The following is a 16,366-nucleotide window of genomic DNA, read 5'->3' on the forward strand; positions in this document are numbered from 1 at the left end:
CCGCAGGCATGAAATCTGGTCGCATACGCACCGTGATCCGTTTGCTGACGATGATTGCGACGGTCGACGAACGGGATAGATGAGGTGATGCCCGCCCCTCCAAGCCCGATGGTTCCGCTCCCCCTTGGGGAGCGGAACCACCGGGCCTTCGCCGTATCCGCGTCATGGAGGTGACGGCGCCGGTGAGTCCCGGATCCGGGCTCTGAATAGGATCGCTCCCGTGAAAGTCAAACGGATAGGCAAAGGACCACTGCGCGGCTACCTCCTGGAGGAGGTGCTGGCCTGGTTGCTGCGATCCAGCGGCTTCGAGGTGCTCACGGCCAATGACGATAAGGACAAAGAGCCCTGGAAGGTCCTTAAAGAGGACAAGAATGGCTTGCTGGTCCGTGGGCGCGGGGCATGGCACCAGGTCGACGCGCTCGGGCAGTTCCGGTACGTCCCGCCGTTCTCGCTGCCTGTCCGCCTGTTCGTCGAGGCGAAGTATCTGACCTCGACGCGCGTAGGTCTGCCGACCGTGCGCAACGGTCACGGCGTGATTCACGACGTGAACGAAGGCGAGACTACGACGCTCAGCGCTCCGGGTACGGGTCGGCCGAGGACGCGGTACCGCTACAACTACGCGATCTTCGCCACGTCGGGCTTCACCAAGGAAGCCCAGGACTACGCGCTGGCCCATCAGATATCCCTGATCGACCTCTCCGCTCCGGACTTCGCCGTACTGCGGAACCTCGTCCGGAGCGCGGCCGACACCATTCACGCAGCGCTCGAAGCCGCGCCCGCGGGCGAGCAGCCGAAGGTGCACCAGCTACGCGCGTACCTTCGCGGCCCACTGCTGGACATGGACGCCGAGGACGCATACCTGCCCGATCAATTCCGTCGGCCGCTCGATGGACTCGCCCAGGCGCTGCGCAGCCGGTCGAAGTTGGGCCTGGTGCTGGCCTTTCCCGCAGCACCGTTTGTTCTGGGGTTGGCGTCGAACGACCTGTACGGGTTCGTGAATTACGCGAGAGAGCATCCGACGCACGCCGTTCGCGTGCGGCGACTGGATCAGTCGGCTTCGCATCCCGTCTGGGAACTGCGCTCGGCCGAGCACCCGGACATATACGCGTTGAGGTTCAGCCTGCCGGAACGGGTGGAATCCTGGATCGTCGAACAGGAAGAAGGAATGCCCTCACGAACCCGGTATGTGAAAAGAAGCATGCTCTCGACCATGACCCTGTACTGGATGGACGGGGAGCACGCGCAGACATTCCAACTGCGCTACGAGCCTGGTGCACTGCGCCTGGCGGGCTGATCGGCTCATAGGCCGTAACCCCCGGTGTCCTGGCCTGTCCGTCCGACAGGCCAGGACACCGGGGGTTACGGACGGTGGAGCGGGTCAGCGTGCGGTGCGGGCCTTGGTGAGCGCCTTGTTCAGGTGGGCGTCCACGAGGCCGGTGAGCCGGAGACGATCACCAGGATGTTGCTGGAGCGGTGCGCCGTCTGCCAGCTGCCCGGTCCGGATGCCCTTCCGTGGCCGCCGGCTCAAGCGGTGGCAGCGCCGGCACAACAGCACGCACGCCAGCCTTGGTATGCCTTGTCCGCCCGGCACTTGGGTCCGGCAGCGGCGAGAGCTTCGACGATCACGTGAGTGCGGGCCGCAGTCAGGTCGTGGGTGGAGCCGGTCAGCGCGGGCGAAGCCCACAGCAGGCGGCCGAACGGGTCGGTGAGAACCCGGACGTTCATGCCGTGACGTTTGTGTGTGCCGGAGTGGTACGGGGTGTCGGCGGCGATTCGGTCGATCGGCAGCAGGGTGCCGTCGAGGATCACAAAGGCCGGGCGGCTCGCGGTCCGCATGACCTGGGCCGGGCTGGGAGCAAGCGTGGCCAGGACTTCTATCGCCTCGCGGACATAGCGGCAGACCGTTGCGACCCCGATGCTGAACCCGGCGGCAAGCCGGGCGTAGGTGCCACCGCAGCGCAGCACGCCGGTCCGCCAGAACCAGGAGGGCCTGGCGGCCCGGCGTGATGCGCCGCCACCGGGTGCCGATCTCACGACGGCGCGCAGCGAGGTGTCCGGCGAGGTGGCGCAGATGGCCACTGGACAGATCGATCGCCGATGGGTGGACAAGCACGCGAAGCTCCTGGTTGGCACGGGTGATCTTGGTCCTGAACCCGTCTACCAGGAGCTTCACCGCTTCGCGCAACCCGCCAACCACCGTCCCACACCGTCAGGTTGGAAGGGGCTCACTGATTCATGCCCGAAAGCCCTCTGGGAATTGGTCCGGCCGGCGTGCTGACCGCCCGCGCCACTACCCGTTCCCGCGCAGCGCGCGGATTCGCCCAGCGCCAGCTGGCCGAACGGGGGACCGCGCTCGGCCGCCCCATGACCATCACCATGTTGTCCCGCATCGAACGCCGGCAGCGCCGTTGTGACCTCGTCGACCTCGTCTCCATCGAGACCGCCCTCGACGTCTCGCCGCTCGTTCTGCTTGCCGAGACGAGTTGGCGGAGCCTGCACAGTGCTCCCGGGTGGGCCAACACCCGGCCGCCGCTACGTACTTCACCTCGCCCGTACCCAAGTGATTAACCGGCGCGTCATGAGTCACACCACCGCGCCAGAGAAGGAACCTTCTTGCACCAAGAGACCTTGCCCCCCTGCCCTGTTGCCCTTCCTGAGCTGGATCGCGAAGGAGGCGATCCAGCGTGGCTGAGCAGTCAGGAAGCGAGGTGGCGGCGCCGGCCCGCCTCTACCGCCCCGACGAACTCGCGACCGCGCTCGGCTGCTCCGCGTGGTGGGTCAAGGGCAGGGCCCGTCGTCACCAGATCCCCTTTGTTCGCGTGGGCCGTGCCTACCGCTTCACCGCCGCCCATCTCGCCGAGATCATCCGCCTCAACGAGGAGCGACCGGCCGTCGCCGCGCGACCGCCGGCACCTGCTGCCGTAGCTGCGGCACCTGCCCGACGTACCAGTACACCCGAGTCGGCAACGCCCTCCGGCCGCCTGCGCGCCAGGCCACCGCGCCGATCCAGCCGAGCCGAGTTCGACACCGCCGCGTCGAACGCCGCACCGAAGAGGAAGGAAGCGCAATCGGGTTTCGCGGAGAAGCGCGGAAGCTACTGGCGTGCCCGATACGAGACCGCCCCCGGCAAGCACCTCACGGTCGTCGACGAGCATGGCAAGACGATCAAGTTCGCCACCAAGGGCGAGGCCCAACGCTCGGCGGGCGAGGCCGAGAACAAGTACCGACGCGGCGACTGGCGCGACCCCGCCCTGGGGCAGGAGACGTTCGGCGAGTACGCGAGCCGCTGGTACGCGGACCAAGATCGGTCCGCCTCGACCATGCAGAACTACAAGCGCCATATCGAGGAGCATCTCCTCCCCGACTTCGAGGGCCACGCGCTCGCCGCCATCCTGCACTCGGACGTCGACCGGTGGGAGAAGAAGGAAAGGGCCCTGTACGCGGCCTCCAGCGTCAAGACATGGCGCTCCACGTTCCACCTGATCTTCGAGGACGCGATTGACGAAGGGCTGATCACCTCGAACCCGGTGACCCGGTGACCCGGTGACCCGGCGACCCGGCGACCCGGCGACCAGGCGGCGCGGGCGGGGCAAGCGCGCGGGCCGCTCCCGTGACCGAGGCCCGGAGAAGGTCGTCACCGATCCGCTCGGCATCCTGCTCACCGCTGAACGGGCCGCTCTCCTGTCCGGCCGCGATGACGAGTTCGTCGCCGTTGTCCTCAAGGGGTACACCGGCATGCGCTGGGGCGAAATCATCGGACTGGAGACCGAGTTCGTCCGCTCTGGCTCCGTCCGCGTCGAGTGGCAGCTTTACGAACTGGACACGGGTGAGATGGTGCGCTGCCCGCCCAAGGACGACAGCTATCGCACCCTCGACTCGATGGACTGGCTGTCCGCCCTGGTCGCCAACCGCGTCGCCCGCACGAAGCCGACGCCCTGCCCCTGCCACGGCAGGACCTACGTCTTCCGTGGCCAGGGCGCAGCTCGTACCGGAGGGCACCAGGGCGCGAAACTCGTCGATGTCGCACGCCGGGCCGTGGTCTCCACAGGAACGGTGTCCAACGTCCTCAACCACCCCGATCGCGTCGCCGACGCCACCCGCACTCGGGTGGAAAGGGCCGTCAACGACCTCGGGTTCGTGCGTGGCGGAGTCGTGGCGGAACATGCGGCTCACTGGCGGAGGAACGGCTTCGGGACCTGGCTGTTCACTCCGGCGGTGTCAGGCTGGTACCCCAAGAAGGCCCCGCAGGAAGCGCGCCCCGTTCCTCTGCGCGGCGAGCCGTGGCCGGGTGTTCCGGTACGGGGTGCGGCGCCGGCAACCGGGCCGGCGCCTGCTGGCTCCCGATCGCGAAGGGCCTCACACCCCACGGCCTGCGCCACACCCATAGAACCGTGATGGAAGACCTCGGTACCGAGAAGGTCCTCATGGACCAGCGCATGGGACACATCGACGGCTCCGTATCGGCGCGGTACGCCCACGTCACCCCTGGCATGCGCAAGCGCCACATGGCCGGGATGACAGAGCAGTGGGAGTCGGCCCGCGATGCCCGACTGGCCATGTGCACCACATCTCCCGTGCCTGTACTCGACGCCCTCCTGCGCTTGCGCAGGTAGTACGGCCGTCGTGACGACCGTGCGGCGAGTGGCACCGGGATGCCCTGGTCCGAAGGAGTACGGACGCACCAAGTCGCGGGCCCTAATATGAGGACCGCCTCGGCCGTACGGGACTAGCTTGGCCGCCTGTCCCGTACGGCCGAGTGCGTTTTCGACCCTTCGCCCCCGGGCGTCCGAAGGATAAACGGCTCGCGGTGATGGCGCCGGGGTGCCATACGATTGCGGCGGTTTGCAGCTCCGGCCCTCGCCCCAGGTGATCCGGCAGACCTGAGCGGTCGCCGTTTGCTGCACCCTCCCGACCTGGGCCCGCCGTGGCACCGCCACCGGCGCCAAACGTACGAAATGGAGCATCCAAGGATGGCTCGACACCTGGTAACCAGCGCGCTTCCCTACATCAACGGGATCAAGCACCTGGGCAACATGGTCGGGTCGATGCTTCCGGCGGATGTGTACTCCCGGTACCTCCGCCAGCGTGGTCACGACGTCCTGTACATCTGCGCGACCGACGAGCACGGGACGCCCGCCGAGCTGGCGGCCAAGGCGGCTGGGGTATCGGTGGCAGAGTTCTGCGCCCAGGCCCACGACGCGCAGAAGGCTGTGTACGACGGGTTCGAGCTGGCCTTCGACTACTTCGGCCGCAGCTCTTCGCACCAGAACGTCGAGATCACGCAGCACTTCGCGCGGAAGCTGTGGGAGAACGGCTTCATCGAGGAGCGGGCGATCAGCCAGGTGTTCTCGCCGGTCGACGGCCGGTTCCTCCCCGACCGGTACGTCGAGGGGACCTGCCCGCACTGCGGCTACGACAAGGCGCGCGGCGACCAGTGCGAGAACTGCACCCGCGTCCTGGACCCGACCGACCTGCTGGACCCGCGCTCGGCGATCAGCGGTTCAACTGAGCTGGAGGTCCGCGAGACGAAGCACCTGTTCCTGCTCCAGTCGAAGCTCCAGCACGAGGTCGAGGCGTGGGTGGCGCGGCACGAGGCCGACTGGCCGCAACTGTCCTCCTCTATCGCCCGCAAGTGGCTGACCGAGGGTCTCCACGACCGGGCGATCACCCGTGACCTGGACTGGGGCGTTCCGGTCCCGGGGGACACCTGGCCGGAGCTGGCGGCCGAGGGCAAGGTCTTCTACGTCTGGTTCGACGCCCCGATCGAGTACATCGCCGCGACGAAGGAGTGGGCGGACGCCGCCCCGGACGGCGAGAGGCGCGACTGGAAGTCGTGGTGGTACGAGGCCGACGACACGGTCCGCTACACCCAGTTCATGGCGAAGGACAACGTCCCGTTCCACACGGTGATGTTCCCGGCCACGGAGCTGGGTGTTCGCGAACCGTGGAAGAAGGTCGACGTCGTCAAGGGCTTCAACTGGCTGACGTACTACGGCGGCAAGTTCTCCACCTCCCAGAAGCGCGGCATCTTCACCGACGCCGCGCTGGAGACGCTCCCGGCCGACTACTGGCGCTACTTCCTGATCGCCAACGCCCCCGAGTCCGACGACTCCTCCTTCACCTGGGAGCACTTCGCCGCCACGGTCAACAAGGACCTGGCCGACACCCTCGGCAACTTCGTCAACCGCGTGCTCTCCTTCTCCCGCAAGCGCTTCGGCGACGAGGTCCCCGCAGGCACGGCGGCCGGGGAGGCGGAGACGCGACTCGGTGCGGAGATCGCCCGCCTTCTGGCCGAGTACGAGGAGCACATGGACGCCCTCCAGTACCGCAAGGCTGGCGCGGCACTGCGGGCCCTGTGGTCGGCCGGCAACTCCTACCTGGAGGAGAAGGCCCCCTGGCTGGAGATCAAGACCGACCCCGAGGGCGCGGCCCTGACCCTGCGCACCGCGATGAACCTCATCCACCTGTACGCGATCGTCTCCGAGCCCTTCATCCCGGCCTCGGCGGCCGCCATGCGGGGAGCGTTCGCCCTGACCGCCGACACCGATACCTGGGTGACGGCCGACGAGGCGAAGTCCCTGGCCTCGGTCCCGGCCGGCACGCCGTTCACCGTCCCGCCGGTGCTCTTCGCGAAGATCACGGAGGAGGACCTGGAGTCCTACCGCGAGCGCTTCGGGGGCGCGGGGGCCTGACTGCGTCTTTGGCGCCCGTACCGACTGCGCTTCGTCCGACGGTACGGGCGCGGAAGCGCCCAGCCGGTTCATGTCGGCTCGGACTCGACCAGGGCGGTGGGCCACGCGGGTGCCGCTCTGCTCACCTGCTGCACTGGCCCGTAGTGCTCAGGCCACGGCCGGACTTGCCCCATGGCGTTCGTAGAGCCGTTTCACCTGCGTAATCCAGAACTCGAACTTCTCGTCCAAGGACGCACTCATGGGCAGAAGCTGCAGGTCCTTGGCCAACTGATAGAAACCGGGTCCAGCGTCGTTGGCACCCAGGTAATTCACCAGTGCCGAGAGCATGACAGGAGGGTCGGAGGGGGCGATCTCCCGATCTCGGCCCACGATCCGTCCCAGCAGATGCCCCATGGCCGCCCGCTCATCAGCACGCTCGAAGTCGAATGCACGGCAGCCGGTTCGCCTGGCCAGAGTGACGCTGAGCTCTGTGTATGAGGGCTTGCCAAGTTTCGCGCGCCCGACGAGGAATCCTCGCCCGGCCTCCACCAACATGTTCCACTCGATGTCTGCGCGGCCGTACCCAGACATCCCGCCCCCTTCGAGTCAAACCGATCCGTAAGCGGAAACGTACAGTGACGCCGCGACTACCACAATCGCTTATGTGGTGGGGGAACGGCCGCGCTCGCACGGCAGGGATGCCCCGACCCAGCCGGGGCCGGGGCAATCGCCGTTGTGCATGTCGTCCCAGCCCCTGAAGCCTCAAGCACTGTCTAGTTCGATGGCCGATGGCTCCCGCTCAGAGGTGAGGTCGTACTCGGAGAACTCCCAGGCGATGATTTTCGCGTTCTCCGGGATCCGGTAGACGAATAGCATTTCATCCTTGAAGCCCGGCTGGAGCTGTTCGTTGCACTCGGGGTTACCCGCGACTTCGTCCAGGTCATCGATGGTGTCGTAGCGCCGGTCTTGCTCGTCGAGCAGGTTGTTTACGATGGGCAGCGAACAGGTGAGGTCCATGCTGGCCTTGGTGTCGTTGAACACCACGGTCTCCAGGATCACGTACTTGGCGCCGCTTCCTGCCTTCTTCACCGCGCCAGCCACGTTGATCGACTTGGTCTCCCGGACCTTGGCAACCGTGACGACGGCGCCGCCGTTGCGGGCCTCGTCACCGATCTTGAAGTCGGCCGGTCGACTCGGGGCGGGGGATATCGTCTCGACGGGTGTGGTGTCAGCGCGGGGGCGGTCGTCCTGCCAGATCGAGGGCGAGGGATCGGCCGAGGCGTGGGGAGTACCTCCTCGGCCTTCGGTAGCGGTATAGACGAGCGCGGCAGCAGTCACCGTCAGCGCGCCGGCCAGGCAGAACGTGGCCGTCTTCCACGGGTTCCTGATGTCCTTGCTGGGACCTGGAAGTCGTCCAGGCATCGGGGGTATTTGGCTGCTCACTGCAGTCCTCTCATAGATGGCCGGGCTCGCCAGGGCCGAGCTGTATGACGGCACCGGCCGCGCGGAATCCACAGGGCGTATCAGGAAGGACTCGGGCTCGCCAGCGGCGCTGACAGTAGCAACGCCACGAGGGAGGAGGTGTCATTCGCGCCGAACGCAGGCACACCTTGCCTTCCGGGCTGACCGTGGCGCTGTCCTTCCATCCTGTCGGCGAGCAGATTTGAGGTGCGGCCAACCTCCGCGCCCAACTGGCCTTGACGGTAGGGCGAGTTTGAAGGCACCCGCGGAGGACAGCTGAGCAGCATCGATCTCAGGGTTCGAGTTCGGCTAGGACCTGGCGCCAGTAGTTGGCGCCTTCACCATCCTTGCTGGCCCACAGCCCAGGGATGTTGCTCGCCCCCACGGACCTCGCCGGACGCGTATTCTGCCTCGTGATGTTCCTCTGCGGATAGCTCAGTGACACCAACTAGCGCTTCCAAGCCGGGGGTTACACCTCTCATCGCAAGGACCTGGCGAATCTGGCCGAGGCCACGGACGGAAGCTGCAAGGTTTCCTCGTCCAGCGGCGCAGACTCATGGCCGCGTTCACCCGGGACTGCTTTCAAGCACTCTGATACCGAGGCGACGACATGACTCTCTCTGCTTACGAACTACGCGAGTGGGAACGGCTCCAGGAGCGAAAGGCAGCTGCTCTCAGCAAGCGAGCGAGGACCTTCCTCCCGCCGCAGGCCCGGGACCGCCTCGCTTCGCTGGGAGAGAAGGCTAGGGGCGCCCCGGGCGCCGACAAAGTGGCTGCCGCCTACGGCGGAGCCGCAAAGGGGCTCGGCAAGGCCGTGGGAGGCACCGCGAGCCGGACAGTGAGCGAGAGGCGTGTCATTGGGCAGTATCGACGTGCCGGACACGACATCGCCGGGTTGGACGAGATTCGTGAGCTCGACCTGCGGGTCCTCGATGAGGTCGCAAGGCACAACTTGGTTCGGTACGGCCACGCCCTCTCCGCAGCGGCAACAGGGCTTGGGTCGGCTGCAGTCGTGACAGGCGGAGAGGTGCTCGCCAGCGCCGGAACAATCGCCGGCGCGGGCGCGGGCGCCGCACCTGGAATCGGAACCGTAGCCGGGGCGATGGTTGCCGACACTGCGATGATGCTCGGCCTTGCCACTCGAACGGTCGCTGCCACAGCTCTCTACTACGGCTACCACCCAAGCGATCCCGAAGAGGAACTCTTCGTGATGTCCGTGATTGCTCTAGGAATGTCCACGGGTACATCGGCGAAGACGGCCGCCTACGCCGAACTGTCGCAGCTCACCCAGTTGCTTGTCAGGAATGCTCCTTGGGCCAAGTTGAACGAGAAGGTCCTCACCAAGATCGCCCAGAACTTCGCGGCGAAGTTCTCGCAGCAGCTGCCGAAGAGGAAGCTCGGGCAGTTCGTGCCCATCGCGGGCATGGCTGTCGGCGCAGGGCTGAGCTACATGCTCATTGATCGGATCGCTGTTTCGGCGCGCGACGCGTACCGCGAGCGCTTGTTGATCGAGAAGTCAGATGGCGACCTGACCGATGGTCCGAACTACGGCGACGCCGACCTTGCGCAGGATGATGCCGCGATTGGCGTGATGGAGCTGCTCCGGGAGGAGGATGCTCTGCCGACGCCTACCCCGTCCGACTTCGAAGAGCAGCCGGACAACTGAGCTTGGCGAATACCGCAGCAGCCGCGCGGCCCTGCCAGTGGTCACCACAGGGCCAGGTAGGGCGCCCGGGTTTGTCGGAGAGAACCGCAGCCCTTCTTCGCTCAGCCCGGAGGGCGGCATCGACGCTACTGGGTGGTAACCATCAAGGGGCGGGCCGCTCTGTCTCTCACCTGCCCGGCGGCATAAGTCGAAGGGCGTGTCCGGCCGGATAGGGCTCCACGGTTGGCCTCCAGCGGCCCAGCGGGGAGCTGTTTGGGAGCCGCCTGCCGCACTCGGCTCCCAAACAGCTCCCAAGACGCCCCCGGGAACCACTCAGGGGCCTGATCCGCTTAGCGGATCAGGCCCCTGACCTGGTGTTTCAGCTGTCGGGGTGGCGGGATTTGAACCCACGACCTCTTCGTCCCGAACGAAGCGCGCTGCCAAGCTGCGCTACACCCCGATGTCCACCGGACTCCCGGCGACATCGATTACTTTAGCCCACCGGCGGCCGGAGGCGAAATCCGGTTTCTCCGGTGCTGGAACCGCCCGGCCACGTTCGGCCGGAGGTGGTCCACGGTGGTGATCAGGACGCCCAGGGCGGCGAAGAGGAGGCCGAGGGCGAGGGCCTGGGTGAGGGCGCCGGCGTAGCCGTATGCGTCGACGTCGAGGAACGGGTACGGGTAGCGGGCCGGGGCGTCGGGGGAGAGCAGGGCGCCGCGGGTCAGGACGATGCCCAGGTAGGCCGCGGGGGCGGACAGCCAGAGGGGGATGTGAGTCAGGCGCAGGGTGCGGGGGGTGGTCAGCAGGAGCCAGTCCGCGGCGACGGCCGAGGGGGTCACCGTGTGGAGCAGGAGGCTGGCGGTGGTGGCCCAGTCGGCCCCCGTGTCCGGACCGGCGCGGGAGGCGCTCATCGGGGAGCCGCCGTGGTTCACCAGCACCAGGTGGTACATCAGGCCGGTGATCGCGGCGAGCAGCAGCACCCCGCCCGACAGGCGTGGTGACAGTGGCGGCCCGCCCCGCCAGGAACGTACGGCCGACCATCCGAAGGTGCCCGCGATCAGGAGGTTGGCCAGGACCGTGAAGTGGATCAGCATCAGCGTCGGTGGCGCGTAGCCGGTCGTCAGGGCGATGACCGGGCCCGCGGCCGCCGCACCGCACGCGGTCGCGCGCAGGGCCGTAGCCCAGGGGCGGCGGGGCGCCGCCGGTTCCGGGAGCACCTCTGCCGCCCGGGGGCGGGGGAGCAGGGTGGTCCGGGGCGGGGTCATGATTCGTACCGTAAGCGGGTGGGAAGACCCCCGCGATTCGTACCGTAAGCGGGTGGGAAGACCCCCGCGATTCGTACCGTAGGCGGGTGGGATGCACACCGCGATTCGTCCGCCCGCCGCTCGTGCCCCCTCGCTCGGACGCCCGGCTTCGGTGCCCCGCACCCCCGCCCCCGCGCTCCGCGCCCCGTCCCGTGCCCGTCGCGACGCGCTGTGGCCCCGCCCCGCGTGCCCCGCCCCGCGTCCGTCGCGCGCGCTCTGGCCCCGCCCCCGTGCCCCGCGTCCGTCGCGCCCGCTCAGGCCTTCGGCGTCAGTGTCAGCAGGGTGACCTCGGGCGGGCAGGCGAAGCGGACCGGGGTGTAGCGGTTGGTGCCGCAGCCCGCGGAGACGTGGAGGTAGGCGCGCCGGTCGCCGACCGTGTGGCTGGACAGGCCCTTGACCCGGTCGGTGTCCAGGTCGCAGTTGGTGACCAGCGCCCCGTAGAACGGGATGCACAGCTGTCCGCCGTGCGTGTGGCCCGCCAGGATCAGGGGGTAGCCGTCGGCCGTGAAGGCGTCCAGGGAGCGCAGGTACGGGGCGTGGACCACGCCGATGGAGAGGTCGGCACTGGTCTCCGGGCCGCCCTGGACCTCGGCGTAACGGTCCCGCTTGATGTGCGGGTCGTCCAGACCGGTGAACGCCAGCTCCAGGCCGTCGAGCTTGAGCCGGCCCCGCGTGTTCGACAGGTTGAGCCAGCCCGCCTCGTCGAAGGCGTCACGCATCGGCTCCCACGGGTTGTGGACGACGCCGACCGCGGGGGCGTTGCCGTTGAGGCCGTGCTTGCCCCGGGCCTTCTCCAGGAGGTAGCGCGCGGGGTTGCGGAGTTTGGGTCCGTAGTAGTCGTTGGAGCCGAAGACGTACACCCCCGGGAACTCCATCAGCGGGCCGAGCGCGTCGAGTACCTCGGGCACGGCCTTCGGGTCGGAGAGGTTGTCGCCGGTGTTCACGACGAAGTCGGGGCGCAGGCCGGCCAGCGACTGGAGCCAGGCGCGCTTCTTGTTCTGGCCGCTCACCATGTGGATGTCGGAGACCTGGAGCACGCGCAACGGACGTGCCCCGCGCGGGAGTACGGGGACGGTGACCCTTCGCAGGCGGAACGAGCGGGCTTCGAACCCGGCGGCATAGGCGAGTCCGGCGGCGCCGACCGCCGCGCCGACTGCCGTGACTTTCAGGGGTACTCCGTAGCGTGCGCGCATGTGCCCATCGTCGCAGAAGCGGAACCGTGAGCGGAAAGCCGGTGGGGCGGCCGAGGAAACCGGTGGGGCGGCCGGGATATCCGGTGGGGGCGACCGGGGAATCCGGTGCGGTGGCCGGAAAACCGGTGGGCGGCCCCCGCCCCGTACCTGTCACAATCGCGGCATGACCACGCTCAAGTCCAAGCTCAAGGAAGACCTCCACACGGCCATGAAGGCGCGTGACGAGCTGACCTCGTCCACCCTTCGGCTCACCCTCACCGCGATCACCAAGGAAGAGGTCAGCGGCACGTCGGCGCGCGAGCTCTCCGATGACGAGGTGCAGAAGGTGATCGCCAAGGAGGCGAAGAAGCGCCGTGAGGCGGCCGAGGCCTTCGCGCAGGGCGGCCGGACCGAGCAGGCCGAGCGGGAGAAGGCGGAGGGCGAGCTGCTCGACGGCTATCTGCCCCAGCAGCTCTCCGACGACGAGCTGAACGCGATCGTGGCGTCCGCCGTCGAGGAGGCGAAGGCCGCCGGGGCCGAGGGGCCGCGGGCGATGGGCGCCGTCATGAAGATCGTCAACCCGAAGGTCGCCGGGCTCGCCGAAGGCGGCCGGGTCGCCGCCGCGGTGAAGAAGCTCCTCGCCGGCTGAGGCACACGCGGAGAAGACGCAGAAGACGCAGAAATGGGTGGGCGCCCCGGTCCTCGACCGGGGCGCCCACCCTCGTCTGTCATCTAGTACGGATACGGGTCAGGGGCCGTTCTGGCCTCGCCCGCCACCGCCACCGCCGCCACCGCCGCCCCGTCCGTCGGTCACGCCGTCCGGGAGTTCGATGCCGGGGAACCGGTTGCCGTCGTCGCCGGGCTTGGCGTCGTCGCGGTCCTCGTCGTCGCGGTCGCGGTCGCGATCCCGGTCGCCCTTCTCCTTCTCCTTGTCCTTCTTCTCCTTGCCACGGGGGACGGCGACCGGGTTGAACCCGGGAGTCTCCGCCGCGTCCAGGGCTCCGGTCATCGCGATGCGCCAGATCGGACCGGGCAGGCAGCCACCGCAGACCTTGTCGTAGTACTGGCCGCCGATGGTGACGCCGAACATCGAGCTCTTCTCGCCGACGTCGTCGCCGACCCACACCGCGGTGGAGAGGTTCGGCGTGTACCCGACGAACCAGGCGTCCTTGCGGTCGTTGGTCGTACCGGTCTTGCCCGCGTTGTCCCGGTCGCTGAGTCCGGCCTGCGTACCGGTGCCGTCCTCCACGACGCCCTTGAGCATCTGGTTGATCGTGTCCGCGGTCTTCTCGCTCATCGCCCGCGAGCAGGACGTCTTCGGCACGGGGATCTTCTTGCCCTGCGGGTCCTTGATGGACTCGATGGCGATCGGCGTGCAGTACGTGCCCCGGTTGGCGAACGCGGCGTAGGCGCCGGCCATGGAGAGCGGGGTGCTGACCTCACCGCCGAGGGTGATCGAGGGGTACTCGCCGACCTTCTTGCCGTCGCCCCGCTCGTAGCCGACCTTCTTGGCCATCTCCACGGTCTCGCAGAGGCCGGCCTTCTGCTCCAGCAGCGCGAAGTAGGTGTTGATGGACTTGCCGAGCGCGCTCGTCATGTCCCAGGTGCCCTTTTCGGACTCCAGCTCGTTCTGCAGGGGCCAGTCCGCGTAACCGGCCGGGGAGCCGCTGCAGTTCCGGAAGTCCCGCTCCTTGAGCGTCATCTTCCAGTCCGTCGAGAACGTCGTCGCGGGGCTGATGCCCTTCTCCAGCGCCGCGGCCGCGGTGAACGGCTTGAACGTCGAACCGACCTGGAAGCCGTACGTGGAGCCGCCCATCTTGTTGCTGACGGCGAGGTTCAGCACGGTCTCGTTCTGCTTCTGGTCCAGTCCGTACGGGCGCGACTGGCCCATGGAGAGGATCTTGCCGCTGCCCGGCTCCACCTGCACCACGGACGCAGCGAACTTGTCGTCCTTGTTGACCCTCGCGGTGGCGGCCTCGTTCGCGGCCTTCTGGGCGCGCGGGTCCAGCGTGGTCCGGATGGTCAGACCGCCGAGGTTCCAGAGCTTGGCCCGGTCCTCGTCGGTCTTGCCGAAGGCGGGGTCGGTGAGGATCGTCTTGCGGACGTAGTCGCAGAAGAAGCCGGAGCCGCTGACGGCGGTGATGCAGCCGTTCTTCGGCCGGGAGACCTTCAGCTTGATGGGCGTCTCCATGGCCTTGTCGGCCTCGGCCTGTGAGATTTCCTTGACCGCGGCCATCCGCGCCAGCACGACGTTGCGGCGCTTGGTGGCTTCCTCGAGGTCGTTGACCGGGTCGTAGCGGCTCGGCGACTGGACCAGTCCGGCGAGCAGCGCTGCCTCCTCCAGCTTGAGGTCCTTGGCCGGCTTGGAGAAGTAGCGCTTGGACGCGGCCTCGACGCCGTACGCCTGCTGTCCGAAGAACGTGATGTTGAGGTAGTTCTCCAGGATCTTCTTCTTGCCGAGCTCCTCCTCGACCTGGATCGCGTACTTCAGCTCGCGGACCTTGCGGCCGAGTGTCTGCTGCGTGGCCTCGGCGACCTTCTCCGGGTCGTCGCCCGCCTCCTCGACGAAGACGTTCTTCACGTACTGCTGGGTGAGGGTCGACGCGCCCTGCGCCGCCCCGCCCGCCTGCACGTTGCGGTTCATCGCGCGGAGGATGCCCTTGAGGTCGACCGCGCCGTGTTCGTAGAAGCGGGAGTCCTCGATCGCGATGATCGCGGCCTGCATGTGCGGCGAGATGTCCTTGAGCGGGACGACCGTGCGGTCACGGGAGTACACCGTGGCGATGGTGCCGCCGTCGCGGTCCTGGATCGTGGTCCGCTGACTGAGCGGTGGAGTCTTGAGGTTGGAGGGGATCTCGTCGAACCCTTCGACCGTCCCCTTGGCGGCGAGCCCCAGCGCTCCGGCTGCGGGCAGCGCGATGCCTGCCAGGACAGCTCCGGAGAGCGCGGCGACACCGAGGAACTTGGCGGCCTGCTGGGTCGTGGTGAGACCCCCGCCCGAGCGCTTCTTTGGCATAGGGGGCAGCCTAATCCGTAGTGATGAACGTGTCGCAGGAGCAGGGCCTCTCGGAGCGTTCGGGTACCGGACCGTGACATCCGGACGGGTGCGCCGCGATATCCGAAGAGGTTGGGCGTGACGTCCGAAGAGGTCGGGCGTGACGTCCGGACAGGTCGGGCGTGGCCGTCCGGACGGGTCCGCCGTGGCGTCCGGACGGGTCCGCCGTGGCGTCCGGACAGGTCGGACCCCTGTCCTACGGGGCCGGCTGCGGCCTTCCGGCGAGAGCGTGCCGGGCGTCGCGGCACGGGCGCGCGGGCGCGGAGCGCCCTACGTTCTCATTCGCCGGACAGACGGAGAGGCCTTGGCCTAAGCTGCTCTCAACTGTCACAGCAGACCGGTTCCGTATCAAGTCCCGTGCAACCCCATGCGCATCTTCTGGTCATTCTTCACCCGACGGATGGGCAGCCGCATTGCTCTTCACGTAGCCATCGAGGCGCTCCCGAAATCGCCCCGTATGTCGCGAGAAGTCCCTTGCAACTTGAGTGCACTGTCCCCTTTTCGCGGAGATAGTCGCGCATGTCGTCGGCTCACTCCCCTGGGTGATCTGCCGCATACGCATAGTCCGTTCGGACCATTCAAGATTGGGCCCGAAGGGGGTGTTGTGGTGTCCCCACCTTCCGTAACGTCCTCAACTGGCAGCGGTGAATATGCCGCTACCGCCGTGGGGGAGCCTCGATTCGGGAGAGGACGGCGCCGGGATGGGCTGGGTAACCGACTGGAGTGCGCAGGCAGCCTGCCGCACTACCGATCCGGATGAACTGTTCGTACAAGGGGCAGCGCAGAACAGGGCCAAGGCGGTGTGCACCGGATGTCCGGTGCGGACCGAGTGCCTGGCCGATGCGCTCGACAATCGCGTCGAATTCGGCGTGTGGGGTGGAATGACGGAGAGGGAGCGCCGCGCACTGCTGCGGCGCCGGCCCACCGTCACGTCCTGGCGCCGACTGCTGGAGACCGCGCGCAGCGAGTACGAGCGGTCCACCGGTGTTCTGCCCGGGGTCATCGGGCTGGAGGACGAGGAGTTGCACGAGACGTACGCGGCCGTCGGGTAGGCGTCG

The 16,366-nt window shown here is 67.9% G+C and carries 10 protein-coding genes, 1 tRNA gene and 3 pseudogenes; 7 read left to right on the plus strand and 7 right to left on the minus strand.

Annotated elements, in window-relative coordinates; translation table 11 throughout:
• The first annotated feature begins 220 nt into the window (after positions 1-220).
• Positions 221-1,294 (plus strand): hypothetical protein, encoded by a 1,074-nt coding sequence (locus ACH4KB_RS07995; protein ID WP_398064780.1) that lies wholly within the window; start codon positions 221-223, stop codon positions 1,292-1,294.
• Positions 1,295-1,563: 269 nt separating this feature from the next.
• Here the strand turns inward: ACH4KB_RS07995 and ACH4KB_RS08000 are convergent.
• Positions 1,564-2,113 (minus strand): annotated as a pseudogene (locus ACH4KB_RS08000) (transposase family protein); the annotation flags it as partial.
• A 571-nt stretch (positions 2,114-2,684) separates the two neighbouring features.
• Between ACH4KB_RS08000 and ACH4KB_RS08005 the strand changes: the two are divergent.
• The 3 genes and pseudogenes from ACH4KB_RS08005 to metG form a co-directional block, all read left to right on the plus strand.
• A pseudogene (locus ACH4KB_RS08005) lies at positions 2,685-3,035 on the plus strand (helix-turn-helix domain-containing protein); the annotation flags it as partial.
• Between the two features lie 36 nt (positions 3,036-3,071).
• Positions 3,072-4,613, plus strand: a pseudogene (locus ACH4KB_RS08010) (LacI family DNA-binding transcriptional regulator); the annotation flags it as partial.
• Between the two features lie 357 nt (positions 4,614-4,970).
• Positions 4,971-6,692, plus strand: a complete 1,722-nt coding sequence (gene metG, locus ACH4KB_RS08015) for a methionine--tRNA ligase (RefSeq protein WP_398064782.1) — start codon at positions 4,971-4,973, stop codon at positions 6,690-6,692.
• Between the two features lie 147 nt (positions 6,693-6,839).
• On the opposite strand, the gene ACH4KB_RS08020 is transcribed toward metG, so the two are convergent.
• A complete protein-coding gene (locus ACH4KB_RS08020; protein ID WP_398064784.1) occupies positions 6,840-7,262 on the minus strand; it encodes a hypothetical protein in 423 nt (140 codons plus the stop codon).
• Between the two features lie 171 nt (positions 7,263-7,433).
• A complete protein-coding gene (locus tag ACH4KB_RS08025) occupies positions 7,434-8,093 on the minus strand; it encodes a hypothetical protein (RefSeq protein ID WP_398064786.1) in 660 nt (219 codons plus the stop codon).
• Between the two features lie 649 nt (positions 8,094-8,742).
• Between ACH4KB_RS08025 and ACH4KB_RS08030 the strand changes: the two genes are divergently transcribed.
• The gene (locus ACH4KB_RS08030) at positions 8,743-9,798 is read left to right on the plus strand and encodes an EcsC family protein (protein ID WP_398064787.1); all 1,056 of its coding nucleotides are present in this window, start codon (positions 8,743-8,745) and stop codon (positions 9,796-9,798) included.
• A gap of 365 nt (positions 9,799-10,163) precedes the next feature.
• On the opposite strand, the gene ACH4KB_RS08035 is transcribed toward ACH4KB_RS08030, so the two are convergent.
• The 3 genes from ACH4KB_RS08035 to ACH4KB_RS08045 form a co-directional block, all read right to left on the minus strand.
• Positions 10,164-10,237: transfer RNA gene (locus ACH4KB_RS08035), tRNA-Pro, on the minus strand.
• 28 nt (positions 10,238-10,265) lie between these two features.
• Entirely contained in the window at positions 10,266-11,042 is a 777-nt protein-coding gene (locus ACH4KB_RS08040; RefSeq protein WP_398064789.1) for a Pr6Pr family membrane protein, read from the minus strand.
• Between the two features lie 293 nt (positions 11,043-11,335).
• On the minus strand, positions 11,336-12,274 hold the full coding sequence (locus ACH4KB_RS08045; RefSeq protein ID WP_398064791.1) for a metallophosphoesterase: 939 nt from the start codon (positions 12,272-12,274) through the stop codon (positions 11,336-11,338).
• 163 nt (positions 12,275-12,437) lie between these two features.
• Here ACH4KB_RS08045 and ACH4KB_RS08050 point away from each other — a divergent pair, with 163 nt between their 5' ends.
• Positions 12,438-12,902 carry a GatB/YqeY domain-containing protein gene (locus ACH4KB_RS08050; protein WP_265600285.1) on the plus strand — a complete coding sequence of 155 codons (465 nt, stop codon included), beginning with the start codon at positions 12,438-12,440 and terminating at the stop codon, positions 12,900-12,902.
• Between the two features lie 99 nt (positions 12,903-13,001).
• Here ACH4KB_RS08050 and ACH4KB_RS08055 read toward each other — a convergent pair whose 3' ends face one another.
• A complete protein-coding gene (locus ACH4KB_RS08055) occupies positions 13,002-15,269 on the minus strand; it encodes a transglycosylase domain-containing protein (RefSeq protein ID WP_398064793.1) in 2,268 nt (755 codons plus the stop codon).
• A 740-nt stretch (positions 15,270-16,009) separates the two neighbouring features.
• Here ACH4KB_RS08055 and ACH4KB_RS08060 point away from each other — a divergent pair.
• The gene (locus ACH4KB_RS08060) at positions 16,010-16,360 is read left to right on the plus strand and encodes a WhiB family transcriptional regulator (RefSeq protein WP_003967458.1); all 351 of its coding nucleotides are present in this window, start codon (positions 16,010-16,012) and stop codon (positions 16,358-16,360) included.
• The last annotated feature ends 6 nt before the right edge of the window (positions 16,361-16,366 follow it).

Source organism: Streptomyces sp. NPDC017520 (assembly GCF_044329855.1).
In the GTDB taxonomy this organism is placed as follows: domain Bacteria; phylum Actinomycetota; class Actinomycetes; order Streptomycetales; family Streptomycetaceae; genus Streptomyces.